Source organism: Pantoea sp. RIT413 (genome assembly GCF_003057675.2).
Taxonomy (GTDB): Bacteria; Pseudomonadota; Gammaproteobacteria; order Enterobacterales; family Enterobacteriaceae; genus Pantoea; species Pantoea eucrina.
In genome coordinates, this window is sequence record NZ_QBJB02000001.1 from 118216 (window position 1) to 133549 (window position 15334).

The 15334-nt window shown below is 53.8% G+C and carries 11 protein-coding genes; 4 read left to right on the plus strand and 7 right to left on the minus strand.

All coding sequences use genetic code 11. The features are described 5' to 3' along the window. Nucleotides 1–228: 228 nt before the first annotated feature. On the plus strand, nt 229–948 hold the full coding sequence (gene fadR, locus DBY66_RS00600; RefSeq protein ID WP_108569375.1) for a fatty acid metabolism transcriptional regulator FadR: 720 nt from the start codon (nt 229–231) through the stop codon (nt 946–948). A gap of 34 nt (nt 949–982) precedes the next feature. Here fadR and DBY66_RS00605 read toward each other — a convergent pair whose 3' ends face one another. Further along, nucleotides 983–2518 carry a SpoVR family protein gene (locus tag DBY66_RS00605; RefSeq protein ID WP_108569374.1) on the minus strand — a complete coding sequence of 512 codons (1536 nt, stop codon included), beginning with the start codon at nt 2516–2518 and terminating at the stop codon, nt 983–985. A 488-nt stretch (nt 2519–3006) separates the two neighbouring features. On the opposite strand from DBY66_RS00605, the gene DBY66_RS00610 reads away from it, so the two are divergent. Together DBY66_RS00610 and dadX are read left to right on the plus strand one after the other, a co-directional pair. After that, a complete protein-coding gene (locus DBY66_RS00610) occupies nt 3007–4308 on the plus strand; it encodes a D-amino acid dehydrogenase (protein ID WP_108569373.1) in 1302 nt (433 codons plus the stop codon). Between the two features lie 21 nt (nt 4309–4329). Next, nucleotides 4330–5400 (plus strand): catabolic alanine racemase DadX, encoded by a 1071-nt coding sequence (dadX, locus tag DBY66_RS00615; RefSeq protein WP_108569372.1) that lies wholly within the window; start codon nt 4330–4332, stop codon nt 5398–5400. Here the strand turns inward: dadX and DBY66_RS00620 are convergent. From DBY66_RS00620 to yeaG, 6 genes are all read right to left on the minus strand, one after another. Beyond that, nucleotides 5393–6586 carry a multidrug effflux MFS transporter gene (locus tag DBY66_RS00620; protein WP_039384710.1) on the minus strand — a complete coding sequence of 398 codons (1194 nt, stop codon included), beginning with the start codon at nt 6584–6586 and terminating at the stop codon, nt 5393–5395. The two genes, dadX and DBY66_RS00620, sit on opposite strands and share 8 nt — an antisense overlap. Nucleotides 6587–6704: 118 nt before the next feature. Then, nucleotides 6705–8171 (minus strand): undecaprenyl-phosphate galactose phosphotransferase WbaP, encoded by a 1467-nt coding sequence (gene wbaP, locus DBY66_RS00625; protein ID WP_039384708.1) that lies wholly within the window; start codon nt 8169–8171, stop codon nt 6705–6707. Between the two features lie 375 nt (nt 8172–8546). Continuing rightward, nucleotides 8547–8780 carry a DUF1480 family protein gene (locus tag DBY66_RS00630; protein ID WP_108569371.1) on the minus strand — a complete coding sequence of 78 codons (234 nt, stop codon included), beginning with the start codon at nt 8778–8780 and terminating at the stop codon, nt 8547–8549. Nucleotides 8781–8856: 76 nt separating this feature from the next. Next, on the minus strand, nt 8857–10584 hold the full coding sequence (locus tag DBY66_RS00635) for a potassium/proton antiporter (protein WP_039384705.1): 1728 nt from the start codon (nt 10582–10584) through the stop codon (nt 8857–8859). A 227-nt stretch (nt 10585–10811) separates the two neighbouring features. Then, nucleotides 10812–12089: a YeaH/YhbH family protein gene (locus DBY66_RS00640; RefSeq protein WP_039384703.1), complete on the minus strand. Its 1278-nt coding sequence runs from the start codon at nt 12087–12089 to the stop codon at nt 10812–10814. Between the two features lie 88 nt (nt 12090–12177). Next, nucleotides 12178–14112, minus strand: coding sequence for a protein kinase YeaG (gene yeaG, locus DBY66_RS00645; RefSeq protein WP_065649162.1), 1935 nt, complete (start codon nt 14110–14112; stop codon nt 12178–12180). A gap of 439 nt (nt 14113–14551) precedes the next feature. On the opposite strand from yeaG, the gene DBY66_RS00650 reads away from it, so the two are divergent. Continuing rightward, nucleotides 14552–15274: a MipA/OmpV family protein gene (locus DBY66_RS00650; RefSeq protein WP_104085354.1), complete on the plus strand. Its 723-nt coding sequence runs from the start codon at nt 14552–14554 to the stop codon at nt 15272–15274. The last annotated feature ends 60 nt before the right edge of the window (nt 15275–15334 follow it).

The window sequence follows — 15334 nt, forward strand, 5'->3', positions numbered from 1 at the left end:
CAGCCTGCAAACAGGAATTCAGCGATAAAAATGACGCAGATCGTTTATGTGGCAGGTTGTCTGACCCGCCAGCCGCTTGCCCGGTACGGACCAGGTGAAAGCATTCAGCCCGCATGCTGAAATTTGCGCCAGGCCATGCTTTTAATCCGCCGGCAGACTATTTCCGCTATAGCCCCTCTGGTATGATGAGTGTAATGACGATTAAGAACGCAATGAGAACGTAACGCTATGGTTATCAAGGCGCAGAGCCCTGCAGGATTCGCAGAAGAGTACATAATTGAGAGTATCTGGAACAGTCGTTTTCCCCCCGGGTCGATTCTGCCTGCTGAACGTGAATTGTCTGAACTGATTGGCGTTACCCGCACCACCCTGCGCGAAGTGCTGCAGCGTCTGGCGCGTGATGGCTGGCTCACTATCCAGCACGGCAAGCCGACGCGCGTAAATGATTTCTGGGAAACCTCCGGCCTCAACATCCTTGAGACGCTGGCCCGGCTCGATCACGACAGCGTGCCGCAGCTGATTGATAATCTGCTCTCAGTTCGCAGCAACATCGCCTCTATTTTTATCAGCCGTGCGCTGCGTCACCATCCGGAAAAAGCCCGCGAAGTGCTGGAGAGCGCGCTGCATGAGCAGGATCAGGCGGATGCCTATGCTGAGCTTGATTACCGGGTATTCCGCGGTCTGGCGTTTGCTTCCGGCAATCCGATTTACGGTCTGATCCTCAACGGACTGAAAGGGCTCTATACGCGGGTTGGACGCCACTATTTTTCCAATCCTGAAGCGCGCGAGCTGGCACGCAGCTTTTATCAGCAGCTGGCGGATATGTGTTCGCAGCAGCCGACGCAGGAGCAGGTGGTTGAGTGCGTGCGTATGTATGGACGCCGCAGCGGGGAGATCTGGCACAGTATGCAGAAAAATCTGCCAGACGATCTCGGCAACAAGCGCTAAAGAAAACCGGACTCTTCAGTCCGGTTTTTTATGCTCAGAGTCCGGGCGCACGCGGCGGACAGCGGTCAAGCAGTTCTATACTGCCATCTTCGTTCTGCTGCTCCAGATGAATATCAAATCCCCAGAGCCGGTGAACATGTTTCAGCACATCGCGCCGGCTTTTATCCAGCGGCGCACGCTGCTGAGGAACATAGCGCAGCGTCAGCGATCGATCGCCGCGCAGATCCACGTTATAGACCTGAATATTGGGTTCCAGATTGCTGAGATTATACTGGGCAGAGAGCTGCTGACGGATGGCGCGATAGCCAGCCTCATCATGAATCGCCGCAATTTCCAGATAGTTATTGCGATCGTCATCCATCACGGTGAACAGACGGAAATCGCGCATCACTTTCGGCGACAGGAACTGACTGATAAAGCTCTCATCTTTAAACTCGCGCATCGCAAAATGCAGCGTTTTAAGCCAGTCGGAGCCGGCAATATCGGGGAACCAGTGGCGATCTTCTTCTGTCGGTGACTGACAGATGCGTTTGATATCCTGGAACATAGCAAATCCCAGGGCATAGGGGTTAATACCGTTATACCACTGGCTGTTATAAGGCGGCTGATAGATAACGTTGGTATGACTGTGCAAAAACTCCATCATAAAACGTTCTGATACTTTGCCCTCGTCATAGAGATGATTGAGGATCGTGTAGTGCCAGAAGGTTGCCCAGCCCTCATTCATCACCTGCGTCTGTTTCTGCGGATAGAAATACTGGCTTACTTTACGCACGATGCGCAGCACTTCGCGCTGCCACGGCTCCAGTAAAGGGGCATTTTTTTCCATAAAGTAGAGCAGATTCTCCTGCGGCTCAGAGGGATAGCGCGCGGCTTCTATGTGCGACGCCTCTTTCTCTTTACGCGGCAGCGTACGCCATAGTGTGTTTACCTGACTCTGCAGATACTCTTCACGACTCTTTTGCCGCGCTTTCTCCTCCTGCAGTGAAATTTTCTGCGGGCGCTTATAACGGTCAACGCCGTAGTTCATCAGGGCGTGGCAGGAGTCAACCAGGCGCTCAACCTCTTCGACACCAAAGCGCTCCTCACAGTCAGCAATATAGTTACGCGCAAACAGCAGATAATCGACGATTGAACTTGCATCCGTCCAGCTGCGGAACAGATAGTTATTTTTAAAGAAAGAGTTGTGTCCATAGCAGGCGTGAGCCATCACCAGCGCCTGCATGGTCATCGTATTCTCTTCCATCAGATAGGCGATACAGGGATTAGAATTGATGACGATCTCATAGGCGAGCCCCTGCTGCCCATGCTTATAACGCTGCTCGGTTTCAATAAACTTTTTACCGAATGACCAGTGCGCATAATTGATCGGCATCCCCACGCTGGAGTAGGCATCCATCATCTGTTCGGACGTAATAACTTCAATCTGATGCGGGTAGGTATCAAGCCCGTAGCTTTTCGCCACGCGGTCGATTTCAGCCAGGTAGACATCAAGCAGTTCAAATGTCCAGTCGGGCCCGTCACTGAGTCGTTTACTGCTGCGGGTTGGCTCGTCAAACATTGTCGTCATAGCGCACCTCTGTTTTGCAGGCGGCAGGAAGACCCTGCCACACGGGTGAAGGCTTCGTCCTGAGAAAGAGCGCCCAAAAACTGAGCGAACAGATCAAGGATAGTTCACTGTCTCGCATCCGATAACGGAACTCAAACGAATTCTTTTGGCAGAAAATCATCCGGATAGCGCGATCCAACTATGCTGTGAGATATTAATCCGGCTGAAAATAAAAACGCAGAATAATAAACTGAAAAAACAGCGGTCAGGCAGCAGCGGGTGATTCTGCTGAAAAAGGGAAAAAGCCCTGATTTTTTTCTGACAAAGCGCTCCGGTCAGCGCTTCAGAAGCGGTAAAACTCTGATCTTTGCTATCAGGAAGGATTTAAGTGTGCAGAATGTTAAAAAAGATGTGAAATAGCCGGGTCAATTCTAAGATAAACAGAGCAGCCTGATTATTCTGACTCAGGTGCTCATACCAGTTAATTATGCTTTTGTCTCGAGGGGCCTATGCGTGTCGTGATTCTGGGTAGTGGGGTGGTGGGAGTGGCAAGTGCCTGGTATCTGGCGCAGGCCGGACATGAGGTTACCGTCATCGATCGACAGCCTGCCGCCGCGCTGGAAACCAGTGCCGGTAACGCCGGTCAGATCTCGCCTGGCTATGCGGCGCCGTGGGCCGCGCCTGGCGTGCCGCTGAAAGCGATTAAATGGATGTTTCAGCGCCACGCACCGCTGGCTATGCGGCCAGACGGCAGCCGGTTTCAGCTTGAGTGGATGTGGCAGATGCTGCGTAATTGCGATATGCGCCACTATCAGGAAAACAAAGCCCGCATGGTACGTATCGCTGAATACAGTCGCGACTGCCTGAAAACGCTGCGGGCGGAAACCGGAATTGCCTATGAAGAGCGGCAGGGCGGAACGCTGCAGCTGTTTCGTACTCAACAGCAGTTCGACAGCGCCAGTAAAGATATCGCCGTGTTGAAAGAGGCGGGCGTGCCCTATGAGCTGCTGCAGGCTCATGAGCTGCAGCGTGCCGAGCCGGCGCTGGCAGCTACCGCGCACAAGCTGACCGGTGGCCTGCGGTTGCCTAATGATGAAACCGGTGATTGTCAGCTCTTTACCCAACGCCTGGCAGAAATGGCTATGGCGGCAGGCGTCACGTTTCGCTTCAATACGCCGGTTGATCGGTTACTGCGTGAAGGCAACCGCATCTATGGTGTGAAGTGCGGAGATGAAGTGATTAAAGCGGATGCTTACGTCGTGGCATTTGGCTCCTATTCGACCGCGCTGCTGAAAGATATCCTCGCCATTCCGGTTTATCCGCTGAAAGGCTATTCGCTGACTATTCCGGTAAAAGATGCTGACGCTGCGCCACGCTCTACGATCCTTGATGAGACCTATAAAGTCGCTGTGACCCGCTTTGATAACCGTATCCGGGTAGGCGGCATGGCTGAAATTGTTGGTTTTAACACCAAACTGTTGCCGGCACGGCGGGAAACGCTGGAGATGGTGGTGCGCGATCTCTATCCTGAAGGCGGGTTTACCGAACAGGCCTCTTTCTGGACGGGGCTGCGTCCGATGACGCCAGACGGTACGCCAATTGTGGGACGTACCCCGCTGACAAATCTCTATCTCAATACCGGACACGGTACGCTGGGATGGACCATGGCCTGTGGTTCCGGCCAGCTACTGGCTGATATTGTATCGGGTCAGAAACCCGCGATTGCCGCAGACGATCTCTCTGTATTGCGCTATCTGCCGGGTTTTGCCTCGCACGCATCGCCTTTACGCCGCGCGGATATCGCACGCTAACACTCACGGAGAGTTAACACTATGTCACGTCCTGTGCGCGCGTCGGTTAACCGACAGGCGCTGCGTCATAATCTGTCTGTGGTGCGTCAGGCCGCGCCGCAGTCACACGTATGGTCAGTGGTCAAAGCTAACGCCTACGGACACGGCATTGCCCGCGTCTGGCAGGCGCTGGAGAGCACCGACGGTTTTGCGTTACTCAATCTCGAAGAGGCTATTCTGCTGCGCGAGCAGGGATGGAAAAAACCGATTCTGCTGCTGGAAGGTTTTTTCCACGCAGAAGATCTGAAGCTTATCGATCGCTACCGGCTGACCACCAGCGTGCACAGTAACTGGCAAATCAAAGCGCTGGCGACCGCACAGCTCTCTGCTCCCGTGGATGTTTACCTGAAAATGAACAGCGGTATGAACCGGCTCGGTTTTCGCCCTGAACAGGTGCATAACGCCTGGCAAAAACTGCGTGCGCTGCCGGGGGTAGGTGAGATCACGCTGATGGCACATTTCGCTGATGCCGATAATCCCGAGGGGGTAGCCGGGCCACTGCAACGCATTGAGCAGGCAGCTGAAGGCCTGAACTGTCCGCGTTCGCTCGCTAACTCCGCCGCCACGTTGTGGCACCCGCTTACGCATTATGACTGGGTTCGCCCCGGCATCGTGCTGTATGGCGCCTCACCCAGCGGTCGCTGGCAGGATATCGCCGGTACCGGGCTGCAGCCAGCTATGACGCTGAGCAGTGAAATTATCGGCGTGCAGCAGCTGACAGCGGGCGACGGCGTCGGCTACGGCTATCGCTACCGGGCCAGCGGAGCGCAGCGGATTGGTATTGTGGCCTGCGGCTATGCAGATGGTTATCCGCGCCATGCACCTACCGGCACACCGGTATCCGTTGGCGGCGTACGCACCCGCACCCTGGGAACGGTGTCGATGGATATGATGATGATCGATCTCGAACCCTGTCCGCAGGCGGGTATCGGCACCGCCGTTGAGCTGTGGGGTAATGACGTGAAGATTGATGACGTTGCTGCAGCGGCCGGCACGGTCGGGTACGAGCTGATGTGCGCGCTTGCCCCGCGCGTGCCGGTTGAGGTTATTTAAGCGCGGTCACGCTGCCGCGTATTTTACGGCTGCAGCGCCAGGCAATCAGTGCCAGCGCTGCCCCAGTCAGCATCATCAGGGCCAGTGACGATTTTTCCGCGACCGGCAGGGCAACAATCAGCATGCTGCCGCCAGCGCCTCCCGCCATCTGAATAAAGCCCTGCAGCGCTGCGGCTACACCCGCCTGCTGCTGATAGGGTTCCAGCGCATAGCTGGTGGCCGGGCCAACGGTAAAGGCAAGGCCTGCCACCGAGACCGCCACAGGGATCATATAGAGCGCCCAGTGAGGCTGCCATTCAGCAGGCAGAAGGTGAGCGCCCGCCAGCAGCAGTATTGCCCCCAGCAGCATCGTAATAAAGCCCATCGCCAGACAAAATGGCCGGCCCGCTTTGCGGATCGTTTTATTCACAAAGGCGCTGACCAGCATGATCCAGAAGCCGTTGGCCCCAAAGGCAAATGAGAATTGCAGCGGCGTCAGGCCGCCTTCAGTCATCAGCACATGCGGAGCCAGAGAAACGTAGGTCAGCACCATGCCCAGCGCGCCTGCATTGGCAAACGCAAAAGCGAGAAAGCGCGGCTGGCGCAGAATCGCGCCATATTGCGCCAGCGGCAATCCCTTCACCCGCAGCGTATCCGCCGGCCGGGTTTCCGGTAAGGCCACGATCACCAGCAGGCCAATCGCCAGCGCATAGCTGCACAGGAACCAGAAAGGTGCACGCCAGCCATAGGCTTCCGCCAGAAGGCCGCCCAGCAGCGGTGCCAGAGCCGGAACGATGTTTAGCGCGCCATTCAGAAATCCGTAAGCGCGTGCCGCCTCATCGCCGCTCAGGCGATCGCGTACGCCGCTGAATGCCACCACCGCGCTGCAGCAGACGCCGCAGCCCTGAATAATGCGGGCCAGGAAAAATACCGGCCAGAGCGTGGCGGTTGCCGCAACGGCGCTGCCCACGATATAGAGCAGCAGGCCAGCCAGCGCCACGGGCTTGCGGCCAAAGTTGTCCACCAGCGGACCCGTCACCAGCTGACCTATGCCCATCACCAGCAGGAACAGCGGGATGGTAAGCTGGATCAGGCTCACCGGGGCGTTAAGGCCATCGGCAATCTGCGGCAGAACAGGCAGGTAGAGATCAATACCGAGCGGAGCCAGCAGCACCAGACTCAGCAGAATAAGCGTAAATTTTTGCATGAAGAACCAGAAACGTCCTGTTAAACAGGCGAGAAGGGTAATGAGTCTGCGGATAAAAAGAAAGCGCTAAAGTGAAAAGGCGATGCCTGCCGGAAGGCAGGCATCGCACAGAGAGCGGTCAGTAGGCACCGTCGCGGCGCAGTACCACGCCAGCGGTTTTAAACAGAATGGCAATATCGGTCCACAGCGCCCAGTTTTTTACATACCAGGAATCAAAATAGACGCGGGTGTCATAATCGATATCATTACGACCGCTTACCTGCCATAAACCGGTCATACCTGGTTTGGCCATCAGGTAGTAATCAACGTCACCGGCATAGCGCTCCAGTTCAGCTTCGATAACCGGACGCGGCCCCACCAGGCTCATCTCTCCGCGGATCACGTTCCAGAGCTGCGGCAGCTCATCGAGGCTGGTTTTACGCAGGAAGCCGCCGATGCGGGTAACGCGCGGATCGTTTTTCAGCTTAAAGTCACGATCCCATTCGGCCCGCGCCTCTTCGCTGGTGGCCAGCAGCGCCTGCAGGACGTCCTGCGAATTGGTAACCATAGAGCGAAACTTCAGGCATTTAAACTTTGCGCCATCCTGACCTACGCGCTCATGACCGTAGATAGCGTTACCGCCATCGCGTTTCACCATCCAGCAGAGCAGGCCAAATATCGGTGCGAGAAACAGCAGCAGCAGCGACGCTACCACAATATCAAAGGTGCGCTTCAGGAAGCGCGATGAGCGCTTGGCCAGATTATTGCTGACGCGCAGAATCATCACTTCATGACTGAAGATAAATGACATATCGGTACCGTAAAGCGGTACGCCACGCAGCGTCGGGATCACTGAGACAGAGCGGCATTTCATTCTGGAGAGAAACTTCAGCCAGTGATCGCGCACCGCCTGCTGTTCATATTCGGTCGCCACGATAAACTGCGTGTTATCGCGATCCATGGTCTGCCAGTTAATATCCTTGCGGGTGATAACCGGCACGCCGTTGAGTTTATCCGGGGTGTTTTCATCATCCAGTGAGATAAACGCCTGCACGTTATAACCAAGGATCTCTTCACTCTGCAGCGCGGCATAGGCTTCCAGGGCATTTTTGCCTGAGCCGATGATAATGGTCTCTTTCTGCCACTGTCCTGCACGGCTGATCGCCCGTTTTACCATTGCGCGCATCAGCGGCAGCAGCAGCAGCGCCCAGCTCCAGCTGAACACCCAGACCATGCGTGAAAAGTCCCATTTTGAAAAGGCAATCAGCGCCAGATCCAGCAGTGAAAAAACAAACAGCGTTTTAACCACTTCTTTCAGCTCAAACCAGAAAGGTTTGCGGTAGGTGTAGTGCCGCATCCGGACCCAGAACCAGGCGGTGCAGAGTACCGAGAGGCCAAGCTGCGCGATAAACCGGTACTCAATCTGCTGCGGCGGAATAAAGCTGTCCAGCTCTCCCCAAATCCCCTGGACGGTAGCCGCGGATAAAAACAGCGCCAGATTAAGTGCAATAAGATCGGAAAGACTTAATGCGACTTTAGCAATGAGATTTTTGCGCAGGCCGCTCCATGAGCGGCTTGCGTCATTCATTACAATTGTACTTGCCATAACACCCGCTCTCTTTTCTTAAGTAAAAGATGGCCTGACCAGAATCAAGTACGCGCTCAGGGTTAATGGCTGACAGGAAAAATAACGTTTGTTATCAGCACACTAACCATTAGTGATCACTCAAGCGCTGCACGGCAAGGGCCGGATAAGACGTGATACAAGTCACGAAAACAGCAGCAACGTTTACGAGTATGCAAGAGGAATCTGACGGAGTTAATATGGAATTACTCTTAAAAGGAAATTATTGACCTGAGGGACTATCAGCTATGTTATTGAAAACAGAGAGATGGTGATGAAAAAGAGGACAAAAACAGCGTTTTTTTTCAGCAATTTTTAGGAATCACCGCCATACGCAGGCATGACGGTGTGGTGAGATCAGGCGGGGCGATTGAGTACCCAGCGATCCTGCTCTTTATCGTAGTGGCCAATTTTCAAATCGACAGGCTCGCCATCAATCCACGCCGGCACGCTGGTCTCATGATCCCAGCCATCAAGCTGATAGCTCAGGCCCGGGTTAGTCTGGCAGGGGATAGAGACGGTATAAGGTTTATCGCCTCCCATCTCCGCATCAACAATTTCATAGCGACCAATTTTGACTACCGTTCCCATTTTTTGCTCCCGTTTGCTGACTGATAAGTAAAATCATAGTCGCTGCTGACCGCTTCAGGGGCGCTAAAACCTCAGATTATTCTCGCTCTTCGCTGACGCGCACGCCGACTTTCATGATTTTATTATCCTCTTTTTCCGCGACGGTCCAGGTCAGCTGCTTCCACTCCACCTGGTCACCTACCACCGGCGTGCTGCCGAGCAGGCTCATCACCAGCTGCCCCAGCGACTGTTGATCGCTGGTTTCATCATCCAGCTCCAGGCCATAAATCTGTGCCACGTCCCGCAGGCGTGCATCAGCGTCGAGAATAAAGTCGCCGAAAAAGCGCTGGTCAAGGGCCACCGGCGGCGTCTGACTGAACATTTTACCCAGCGCCGGTAAATCGCGCTCGCGGCCTATGACGCACAGTACATCACCCTCTTTTAGCCGGGTAGCGCCGCTGGGATGCATCAGCGTGTTATCGCGGAACAGCGCCGCAATGCGCGTTTCACGCGGCATTTTGAGATCGCGCAGCGCCGCGCCCACACACCATTTGTCGGCATTGAGCTGGTAGACAAACTGCTCCCACGGATTTTCCGGATGGATATCAAGCCCGATACGGCTGACAGGCGAGGCGAGCGGCGGAACAACCACTCTGGCGCGTTTCGCTGCGTAACCCAGCGACGTTCCCTGCAGCATCAGTGATACCAGCACCACAAAGAAAGCGATATTAAAATAGAGTCTGGCATTCTCCAGTCCCGCCATCATCGGAAACACGGCCAGGATGATCGGCACGGCGCCGCGCAGGCCGACCCAGCTGATAAAAATACGTTCCCGACCGGTGAATCCTTTGAAAGGCAGCAGTCCGACCAGTACCGAAAGCGGGCGGGCCACCAGAATCAGCCAGAGTGAGAGGATCATGGCCGGCAGGGCGATGTGCCACAAATCGGATGGCGTCACCAGCAGCCCCAGCACAATAAACATGCCGATCTGGCTGAGCCAGGCCATGCCATCAAACGTTTGCAGAATGCCGTGGCGATTGCGGATAGGGCTGTTGCCCAGTAAAAAGCCACACAGATAGACCGCGAGGATCCCGCTGCCCTCCATCACCGTGGTCAGCGCGAATACGATAATGCCACCGCTAAGCGCCAGCAGCGGATAAAGCCCCTGAGCCAGGCTGATACGGTTAACCAGCTGCTGCAGCGCCCACCCGCCGCCGAGGCCAAAGACGATGCCCAGACCAAACTGCTGTACCAGATGTACCACAAACATCCAGCTCAGGCCGCTCTGACCCTGCTGGATCATATCAATCAGCGTGATAGTCAGAAATACCGCCATCGGGTCGTTGCTGCCCGATTCAATCTCCAGCGTAGAGCTGACGCGTTCGTTGAGGCCTTTATCACCCAGCAGAGAAAAAACCGCTGCTGCGTCCGTTGAGCCGATAATGGCGCCAATCAAAAATCCCTGCATCAGGTCGAGTTTAAACAGCCAGGCTGCAATCAAACCGGTCAGGCCGGCGGTGATCATGACGCCGACTGTTGCCAGCGACAGCGCCGGACCGAGCGCGACTTTCAGCGAGCTGGCTTTCGTGCGCATGCCGCCGTCCAGCAGAATAACCGCCAGCGCAAGGTTGGAGACCAGATAGGCTACCGGGTAGTTATCGAAGGCGATACCGCCGATGCCATCCACACCGGTCAGCATACCGAGCGCGAGAAAGATCACCAGAATGGGGATGCCAAGACGCGAGGAAAATGAGCTCAGTAAAATGCTTGCAGCGACCAGCACGGAACCAATAATAAAAAGACTGTAAATCATGCTGGTATTCAATAGCATTCTCCTGCAACCGGGGCAAAACTGACAAGCACGAACAATTCGTACAAATAAGTTCAAAAGATAATGCCTTATCAACGGCTTGTCAGCGCTTAATTTCCTGTTTTTTGTTTATGCGAGCTATGATGACATTAAACAGGAAAATCCTGCAACAGGCGGGTCGTTTTGCGGGTAAACAGGTCGTAATCAGATATAAAAAAGCCGGTCAGTGACCGGCTTACGATTCAGGCCTCGGCAGCCTGCTTGTGGAAAAGCTCCCGGAATACCGGGTAGATATCTTCAGGTTCACGAATATGCTGGATAGCAAAATTGTCAAACATAGCCTGTAAGTGTTCATATTCGCGCCACAGAGTCTGGTGGGCCCGCCGGGTGATCTCGATATAGCTGTAATAGCGTACCACCGGCAAAATATGCTTCGCCAGGATCTCGTGGCATAGCGGCGAATCATCTGCCCAGTTATCTCCGTCTGATGCCTGCGCCGCATAAATATTCCACTGGGACGGGTCATAACGTTCTTTGACCACCTCATCCATCAGCTTCAGCGCGCTGGAAACAATGGTGCCGCCGGTTTCCTGCGAGTAGAAGAACTCCTGTTCATCCACCTCTTTTGCCTGCGTATGGTGACGGATATACACCACTTCAACGTTTTTATAGGTACGACTCAGGAACAGGTAAAGCAGAATATAGAACCGTTTGGCCATATCTTTGGTGGCCTGATCCATAGAGCCTGAGACGTCCATCAGGCAGAACATCACCGCCTGACTGGAGGGTTCAGGACGTTTTTCAAAGTTTTTGTAGCGCAGATCGAAGGTGTCAATAAACGGCACCCGTTCGATACGCGCGCGCAGTTCAGCAATCTCATGACGCAGTCGATCCTCTTCAAGCAGCTGGGCCGGCTCGCTGTTTTCAACTTCATGCAGGGCAGCTTCCAGCTCATGCAGCATACGGCGCTTGCCTGCTGTCATAGCCGTACGCCGGGCGAGCGAGTTCTGTAATGAGCGTACCACGCTGATATTGGCCGGGACGCCGTTTGAGGTAAACCCGGCACGGTGCGTTTTAAACTCATTGAGCTGGCGATGCTGATTTTTGCGCAGGTTCGGCAGCGCCAGGTCTTCAAACAGTAAGTCGAGATACTCATCTTTCGATATCTGAAAGACAAACTCATCCTGCCCCTCACCATCCTGGCTGGCGTTGCCCTGACCACTGCCGCTGCCGCCCGCGCCGCCCTGAGGCCGCTCGACACGGTCATTTTGTACAAAGTGATCGTTGCCGGGATGAACACGATGGCGGCTTCCGCCGCGACCCTGATGAAATACGGGTTCATTGATGTCATCAATCGGGATCGACACCGACTCACCACTCTCTGTATCGGTTACCGAACGCTTGTTGATGGCCTCGGAAATCGACTGCTTGATTTGCGACTTATAACGGCGCAGAAAGCGCTGCCGGTTGACCGCACTCTTGTTTTTACCGTTGAGACGCCGATCGATAAAATAGGCCATGGTTTCCCCTCAACTGCAGTGTAAGCCAGGCCGGAAAGGGTTCTCCGGCCTGATTAACGGCACGCAAGGCGCCGGGCTTACGGATCGATTATGACGATTTACGCACGCGGAGATACCACTCGCAGAGCAGACGCACCTGTTTGCGGGTATAGCCTTTCTCCATCATACGGTCGACAAAATCATCATGTTTTTTCTGCTCATCGGTAGACGTTTTAGTATTGAACGAGATAACCGGCAGCAGCTCCTCAGTATTGGAGAACATTTTTTTCTCAATGACCGTGCGCAGTTTCTCATAGCTGGTCCAGTTTGGATTACGGCCGCTATTTTGCGCCCGGGCGCGAAGAACAAAGTTGACGATTTCATTACGGAAATCTTTTGGATTACTGATGCCGGCTGGTTTCTCTATCTTCTCCAGTTCCGCATTAAGCGACTCACGGTCAAACAGTTGTCCGGTATCCGGATCGCGATACTCCTGATCCTGGATCCAGAAGTCGGCATAAGTGACATAGCGGTCAAAGATATTCTGACCATATTCTGAATAGGACTCCAGATAAGCGGTCTGGATCTCTTTACCGATAAACTCCGCATATTTCGGAATTAAATAACCCTTCAGATGCTCCAGATATTTCTCTGCCTGATCCTGCGGAAACTGCTCCCGCTCAATCTGCTGCTCCAGCACGTAAAAAAGATGAACCGGGTTAGCCGCCACTTCAGTGTGATCAAAGTTGAACACGCGCGACAGAATTTTGAAGGCAAAACGGGTTGAGAGGCCATTCATCCCTTCGTCGACGCCCGCGTAGTCGTGATACTCCTGCCAGGATTTTGCTTTGGGATCGGTATCCTTCAGGCTTTCACCGTCATACACCCGCATTTTCGAGTAGATGCTGGAGTTTTCCGGCTCTTTCATGCGCGACAGGATAGTGAAACGGGCCAGCGTTTCAAGTGTGCCAGGGGCGCAGGGCGCAGTGGTGAGATCGCTATGGTTAAGCAGCTTCTCGTAAATCTTGATCTCTTCTGAAACGCGCAGGCAGTAGGGCACCTTAACGATATAGACACGGTCGAGGAAGGCTTCATTATTCTTATTGTTGCGGAAGGTGACCCACTCCGATTCGTTGGAGTGCGCCAGAATAATGCCGTTAAAAGGCAGAGCGGAAATGCCTTCAGTACCGTTGTAGTTGCCTTCCTGCGTAGCAGTCAGCAGCGGGTGCAGCACCTTAATCGGCGCTTTGAACATCTCTACGAATTCCATGATGCCCTGGTTCGCGCGGCAGAGCGCACCAGAGTAACCATAGGCATCCGGATCGTTTTGCGCATGATTCTCAAGCTTGCGAATATCAACCTTACCTACCAGCGCGGAGATATCCTGGTTGTTTTCATCACCGGGTTCAGTTTTAGCGATAGCCAGCTGTTCCAGAATTGATGGCCACACTTTTACCACTTTGAAGCGGGTGATATCACCACCAAACTCATGCAGACGTTTTGCTGCCCACGGCGACATAATGGTGCCAAGGTAACGCCGAGGTACGCCATACTCTTTCTCCAGAATATTGGCATCTTCCTGCGGATTAAACAGGCACAGCGGATGATCGTTAACCGGGCTGCGTTCGCCATCGGCACTCAGTACATAAATAGGCACGCGCTGCATCAGCGCTTTTAAACGTTCAGCGAGAGAGGATTTACCGCCGCCCACCGGACCGAGTAAATAGAGGATCTGCTTCTTCTCCTCCAGCCCCTGCGCCGCATGTTTCAGGTAGGAGACGATCTGTTCAATCGCTTCCTCCATACCGTAGAACTCTTCAAACGCCGGGTAACGGCCAATAACACGATTCGAGAAGATACGGGAAAGGCGTGGCTCCTGAGCGGTATCAACCATAACGGGCTCACCAATAGCCGTTAACAGTCGTTCTGCCGCATTGGCGTATGCACTGCGATCCTGCTTACAGATAGTAAGAAATTCCTGCAGTGTGAACTCTTCGTCCTTGGCAGCTTCATAACGCTGACGATAGTGATCGAATATATTCATAGCGATGCCCGTCCTGTTAGAATTGTTGGGAACAATAAGCGTAACCTTACAAACAGTGGTGCCAACCTCTCAATTTTAAGGATATAAATCTCTCTGCTTCTCTATTGTTATGAGCGTGTATCGGATAAAGATCAAGTAGTAAGTGGCGCAGGATTAAACGATTAGCGCACAAAAAACGCGCAAATTTCCGCATATTGTTTTAAGCCACGATCGTTTTGCGAAATATTCGCCTGTGAGGATGGGAGACGGCCTGTAAAGATGCCAACAACTCTGTTCGGTATAAGCTGCGTAAATTTCTGCAAGATGTGAAGAGCGGCAGAATTAGCCATTACGGTTAACAGCAGATTGCCTCTGTTGCAAAATATTCGCTAGACTGCAAAAGCAATTAGTGACTTAACAGGCAAAATATATAGTGAACACCTTTAAACTTTCTGCGTTTATGCTGCTGTCTCCCGCGCTGGTGACCGCATTTACTGCTCATGCTGACCCGCTGTCGCTGGGCGCCTCTGTTATCTATGCTCAATCGCCTTATCGTGGCGGACAGGATCGCTATCTGCCCGTACCGGTTATCAACTATGAAGGCGAAAACTTCTGGTTTCGCAGCCTGCAGGGCGGCTATTACCTGTGGAAAGACCCGCAGAATCAGCTGTCGCTGACGCTGCTCGGTTCGCCACAGCAGTATGACCCGGATGATAACGATCTTGGCGATATGAAATCTCTGGATAAGCGCCGGATGACGTTAATGGCGGGTGGCACTTATCGTCATGTTGCAGAGTGGGGCATCCTGCGCACGGCATTACTGGGTGATGTGCTGAATAACAGTAATGGCATCATCTGGGATCTGACGTATCTCTACCGCTTTGAGTTTGGCGCATTCAGCCTGACGCCCGGTATCGGGGCCCTGTGGAACAGCGCAAATCAAAACCGTTACTACTACGGCGTTTCTTCGCATGAGAGTGCCCGTAGCGGTATCGCCACCTACCGGCCCGATGACAGCTGGTCGCCCTATGTCGAGCTGAACGCCAGCTACCAGCTTACCCAAAACTGGAACGCCAGTTTTTCCGGGCGCTACACTCGCTTTGATGATGAGGTTAAAGACAGCCCGATGGTCGATAAAAACGGCCAGGTCACGCTCTGGACCGGCCTCAGCTACAGCTTCTGATGCACTATCGCAACGCCTGATATCAGGCGTTGTTTTTTTATAGCCGTACCGCGCAGGAGG

Excerpts from the sequence above, each read along its gene's own strand:
- fadR (WP_108569375.1), top strand. The coding sequence starts at position 229 with ATGGTTATCAAGGCGCAGAGCCCTGCAGGATTCGCAGAAGAGTACATA.
- DBY66_RS00605 (WP_108569374.1), bottom strand. The coding sequence starts at position 2,518 with ATGACGACAATGTTTGACGAGCCAACCCGCAGCAGTAAACGACTCAGT.
- DBY66_RS00610 (WP_108569373.1), top strand. The coding sequence starts at position 3,007 with ATGCGTGTCGTGATTCTGGGTAGTGGGGTGGTGGGAGTGGCAAGTGCC.
- dadX (WP_108569372.1), top strand. The coding sequence starts at position 4,330 with ATGTCACGTCCTGTGCGCGCGTCGGTTAACCGACAGGCGCTGCGTCAT.
- DBY66_RS00620 (WP_039384710.1), bottom strand. The coding sequence starts at position 6,586 with ATGCAAAAATTTACGCTTATTCTGCTGAGTCTGGTGCTGCTGGCTCCG.
- wbaP (WP_039384708.1), bottom strand. The coding sequence starts at position 8,171 with ATGGCAAGTACAATTGTAATGAATGACGCAAGCCGCTCATGGAGCGGC.
- DBY66_RS00630 (WP_108569371.1), bottom strand. The coding sequence starts at position 8,780 with ATGGGAACGGTAGTCAAAATTGGTCGCTATGAAATTGTTGATGCGGAG.
- DBY66_RS00640 (WP_039384703.1), bottom strand. The coding sequence starts at position 12,089 with ATGGCCTATTTTATCGATCGGCGTCTCAACGGTAAAAACAAGAGTGCG.
- yeaG (WP_065649162.1), bottom strand. The coding sequence starts at position 14,112 with ATGAATATATTCGATCACTATCGTCAGCGTTATGAAGCTGCCAAGGAC.
- DBY66_RS00650 (WP_104085354.1), top strand. The coding sequence starts at position 14,552 with ATGCTGCTGTCTCCCGCGCTGGTGACCGCATTTACTGCTCATGCTGAC.